The sequence below is a fragment of the Calidithermus terrae genome (assembly GCF_003574345.1).
GTDB lineage: Bacteria > Deinococcota > Deinococci > Deinococcales > Thermaceae > Calidithermus > Calidithermus chliarophilus.
Genome location: NZ_QXDL01000273.1, coordinates 1 through 4,571, shown reverse-complemented (window position 1 = coordinate 4,571; position 4,571 = coordinate 1). Strand labels below are relative to the sequence as shown.

Genomic DNA, 4,571 nt, shown 5'->3' with positions numbered 1-4,571 from the left:
CCGCTACCGCCACGCCTGGCGGGTGCCCCCCTTCGCCCCCATCGCCGGGCAGCTCGCCGACCTCACCCCGGCCGTCACCCGCCGCCTCGCCGACCCCGACGAGACCCAGTGGATCCAGAAAGGCCCCGGCACCGACCTCTCGGCCCTGCCGACCGGGGTGGTGCGGCTGGGCCCCTACCGCTTCCACGTCTCGGGCGCGGTGATGCTCAAGGGGGCCCGCGCGGCGGCCGCCGACCTGCCCCAGAGCGTGACCCTCGAGCTCGGCGGGGCCAAGGCGCGCGCCTTGGCCTTCCTGCACACCACCGGCTGGATCGGCAGCCAGCGCTACGAGCGCGTCGGCAGCTACACCCTCACCTACGCCGACGGCTCGAAGGCCACGCTGGCGCTGGAGTACGGCCGCCACCTCACGAGCTGGCTCGAGCCCCAGGTGCGCACGGTGGTCTACGAGCCGGTGTGGCGCGGCAAGACCGCCGACGGGCTCGACGCGGGGCTCAACGCCCTGGTGTGGAACAACCCCAAGCCCGAGCTGCCCATCCAAAGCCTCACCCTCGAGTCCGGCGGCGCCGCCGCCAACCCCACGCTCGTCGGGCTCACCCTGCTCGAGCGCTCCCCCTACGGCGCGGAGGCCCCCCGGTGAACGCCCGGCTGCTGCGCACCCTGGCCATCGCCTACGGCTTCATGCTGCCGATGCTGGCGCTGAAGGCGGTCTACACCTTCTGGCCCATCCTCTTCGGCACCTACTTGGCCTTCACCGAGTACAACATCATCTCCCCGCCCCGGTGGGTGGGCCTCAAAAACTTCGAGGAGCTCTTCGGGCTCGGCGCCTTCGCCGGGCGCGGCCCCGACCGCGACTTCTGGTACGGCCTGACCAACAGCGTCAAGTACGTGCTGGTGGTCCCCGTCATCCAGGTCCTCTCCATCGGGCTGGCGATGCTGGTCAACCGCCAGCTCCCCGCCATCGGCCTCTTCCGCACCGCCTACTACGTGCCGGTGGTGACCAGCTTCGCGGTGGTGGGCCTGATGTGGAACTGGATGTACAACCAGTACGGCCCGGTCAATTTCGTCCTCACCCGGCTGGGCCTGATGAACCCCGACAACCCCACCAACCTGCTCGCCAACCCCCACCTCGCCCTCTACGCGGTGATGTTCGTGACCATCTGGAAGGGCCTGGGCTACTACATGGTGCTCTACCTCGCGGGGTTGCAGAGCATCGACAAGAGCCTCGAGGAGGCCGCCGTGATCGACGGCGCGGGCCGCTGGCAGGTGTTCTGGAACATCACCCTGCCGGGCCTGCGCCCCACCATCCTGGTGTGCAGCCTGCTCTCGACCATCAGCGCCATCAAGGTCTTCGAGGAGATCTTCGTCATGACCTCCGGCGGCCCGGCGGGCAGCACCTACACCGCCATGTACTTCGTCTACGCCCAGGCCTTCCAGGACTTCCGCTACGGCTACGCCGCCGCCGCGGGCCTGGTGATCGCGGCGGTGAGCCTGGTCTTCGGGGTGATCAACTTCCGGCTGACTCGAGGGGGGAGTAGCTCGTGAACGCCGAACGCAAGACGCCGAACGCAATACGCCGGACGCCAGACGCGGGACGCGAGACGCCGTTCGATCGTGGTTCTGGGCGTTTGGCGTTTAGCGTCCGGCGTTCGGCAGCCCTTGGCTATCGGCTATCGGCTACCGGCCTGCCCGGAGGGCACCGTGCCTGACCTCGAGCTCGCCCGCATCCGCGCCCGCAAGCGCCTCCGCGTGCTGCTCGAGCGCGTGCTGATCTACCTGCTGCTGCTGCTGATCCTGGTGGTCAGCGTTTACCCCTTCGTCTGGACCTTCGTGACCTCGCTCGAGACCTCGGGCGGCATCTTCGAGTTCCCGCCCTCGCTGGTGCCCACCGACCCCAGCCTGCGCAACTACGAGGAGGTCTTCTCGCTGGTGCCGGTGGCCCGGCAGGTGCTCAACAGCCTTCTCCTGTGCGTGTTCGGGGTGGGCCTGAGCGTGGCCTTCTGCGCGCTGGCGGCCTACCCGCTGGCCAAGATGAACTTCCCCGGGCGCAACTTCGTCTTCTACGCCATCCTGGCGACCCTGGTGCTGCCCAACGAGGCCGGTCTGATCGTCAACTACGTGACCACGGTCAAGCTGGGCCTGCTGCGCCCCGAGACCGGCGCGGTGGGGCAGTTCGCCGCGATCATCCTGCCCGCCCTGCCCAGCACGGTGGGGCTGTTCCTGCTGCGCCAGGCCTACCTGGCGGTGCCGCTGGAGCTCATCGAGGCCGCCCGCATCGACGGGGCGGGCGAGCTGACCATCTGGCGGCGGGTGATGCTGCCGCTGACCATGCCCACCATCGCCGCCTTCAGCATCCTGCAGTTCGTGGCGATCTGGAACAGCTTCCTGTGGGCCGTGATCGTGCTGCGCGACCGCGAGCTCTACCCGCTGGCGGCCGGGCTGCTCGACCTGGCGGGGGCCTTCGCCACCAACACCCGCGCCGTATCGGCGGGGGCGATCATCCAGATCATCCCCATCCTGGTCATCTTCTTCGTCTTCCAGCGCTACTTCATGCGGGGGCTCGAGGGGGCCGTGAAGGGCTGAAGCCCCCCTTTACGTGAACGCCATGCAGACCGTGAACCTACCCATCCGTACCGAAGCCCGCACCTGGGACGTGATCGTCGTGGGGGGCGGCACGGCGGGCGCGATCGCCGCCATCGCCGCCGCCCGGGCGGGGGCGAGGACCCTCGTCGTCGAGGCCCTGGGCTCGCTGGGCGGCACCGGCACCAACGCCCAGGTCACGCCCCTCATGCGCAACGTCGCGGCGGGGGTCAACCTCAACCGGGGCCTCACCGACGAGCTCAAGCGCCGCTTGTGCGAGCGCGGCGACGGGGCCACCGACCGCAGCGGCAACGACAACTGGTTCAACCCCGAGGGGATGAAGTACGTCCTCGAGCGCATGCTCGTCGAGGCGGGCGGGGAAGTCCTCTACCACACCCACTTCGTCGCGCCCGAGCTGGAGGGCGGGCGCGTGCGGGCCGTCGTGGTGCACAACAAGGACGGGCTGGTGCGCCTGGAAGCCCACACCTACATCGACGCCACCGGCGACGCCGATTTGGCGGTGCGGGCGGGCGCGCCCTTCGAGGCCGGGGAGGCCGAGAGCGGGCTGCACCAGGCCATGAGCCTGCGCTTCATGCTGGGCGGGGTGGACGGCGAGCGGCTGTGCGCCTTCCTGGCCCGCCACGGCCAGCCGCAGGAGAGCCCCCGTTTCATGCACTTCTGGATGGTGTGGGGCAAGGGTTCGAGCCTCGAGCCCCTCTTCCGCCGGGGGGTCGAGGAGGGGCTCTTGCTCGAGCGCGACGGCGACTACTTCCAGGGCTTCAGCGTGCCGGGGCAGCCCGGGGTGATCTCCTTCAACTGCCCGCGCCTGGCCGCCGAGCTCAACGACGGGGCCGACGCCTGGACGCTGAGCCGGGCCCAGGTGGACGGCAAGGAGGCCATCGACCGCCTGCTGCGCTTCCTGCGGGCCACCTTCGAGGGCTGCGAGAACGCCTTCATCGCCTCCTACGCCCCCATGGTCGGGGTGCGCGAGACCCGGCGCATCGTGGGGGAGTACGTGCTCACGCTGGAGGACATCCTCCACTGCAAGACCTTCGAGGACGCCGTCTGCCGCAACCACTACCCCGTGGACATCCACACCCCGCGCGGCCAGAAGCTCTACCACGAGCGCTCGGGCGACCTGCCCTACTTCAAGCCCGACGCCTTCCACGAGATCCCCTACCGCAGCCTGATCCCGCAGGGGCTTTCCAACGTGCTGGTGCCGGGCCGCTGCGCCAGCGCCACCTTCGAGGCCCAGAGCGCCATCCGGGTGCAGCAGAACTGCCACTCGATGGGCGAGGCCGCGGGGCTCGCGGCGGCGTGGTGCGCGGCGCGGGGCGTGGGGGTGCGCGAGATTGACGGGGTCGAGCTGCGCGAGGCCCTGCGGCGGCAGGGGGCCAACCTGTGAGGTACGACCCCGACCGGCACCACCGGCGCTCGATCCGGCTGGAGGGGTTCGATTATTCCTCGGTGGGAGCCTATTTTGTGACGGTCTGTGCCCAGGGTCGGATGGGTCTGTTCGGCGAGTCGGTTGACGGGGAGATGCGTCTGAGCCCAGCGGGGGAGATGGTGCTCGAGGTGTGGGATCAGATGCCCGAGCATTACCCCGGTGTGGGGACAGACGCCTTCGCAGTGATGCCTAACCACATCCACGGCATCATTGTTTTGGGGAACGTAGGGGCGGCCCCCCGTGGCCGCCCTGATCCCCGGGGACCCGCTGGGGTGGGAGGGCAGGCACAGGGGCCAGGGCAGGCACAGGGGCCTGCCCCTACAGGGTTGACGCTGCCGGATGTGGTACACCGATTCAAAACCCTCACCACCAGCCGGTACGTCCGCGGGGTCAAGGAGTCGGGATGGCCTCCCTTCGATAAACGTTTGTGGCAGCGCAACTACTACGAACGGGTCATCCGCGACGAAGACGAACTGCGAGCCATTCGATACATCGTCCATAACCCTTTGGGCTGGGACACCGACGAGGAGAACCCCCACCGATGAAG

5 protein-coding genes are annotated in these 4,571 nt (G+C 69.2%); all 5 read left to right on the top strand.

Annotated features, from left to right (window positions below):
• A partial coding sequence (locus Mterra_RS22810) for a hypothetical protein (protein ID WP_218022975.1) occupies nucleotides 1-637 on the top strand: 637 nt, incomplete at its 5' end.
• A complete protein-coding gene (locus Mterra_RS19090; protein WP_245971701.1) occupies nucleotides 634-1,542 on the top strand; it encodes a carbohydrate ABC transporter permease in 909 nt (302 codons plus the stop codon). The genes Mterra_RS22810 and Mterra_RS19090, both read left to right, overlap by 4 nt.
• A 156-nt stretch (nucleotides 1,543-1,698) precedes the next feature.
• Nucleotides 1,699-2,580 carry a carbohydrate ABC transporter permease gene (locus Mterra_RS19085; RefSeq protein WP_119316571.1) on the top strand — a complete coding sequence of 294 codons (882 nt, stop codon included), beginning with the start codon at nucleotides 1,699-1,701 and terminating at the stop codon, nucleotides 2,578-2,580.
• A 22-nt stretch (nucleotides 2,581-2,602) separates the two neighbouring features.
• Entirely contained in the window at nucleotides 2,603-3,982 is a 1,380-nt protein-coding gene (locus tag Mterra_RS19080; protein ID WP_119316573.1) for an FAD-dependent oxidoreductase, read from the top strand.
• Nucleotides 3,979-4,569 carry a transposase gene (locus Mterra_RS19075; protein ID WP_119316570.1) on the top strand — a complete coding sequence of 197 codons (591 nt, stop codon included), beginning with the start codon at nucleotides 3,979-3,981 and terminating at the stop codon, nucleotides 4,567-4,569. The genes Mterra_RS19080 and Mterra_RS19075 overlap by 4 nt, the downstream gene beginning before the upstream one ends.
• Nucleotides 4,570-4,571 lie beyond the last annotated feature (2 nt).

What these genes read in the sequence shown, in the direction of transcription:
- Mterra_RS19080 (WP_119316573.1), top strand. Translation starts at nt 2,603, where the DNA reads ATGCAGACCGTGAACCTACCCATCCGTACCGAAGCCCGCACCTGGGAC.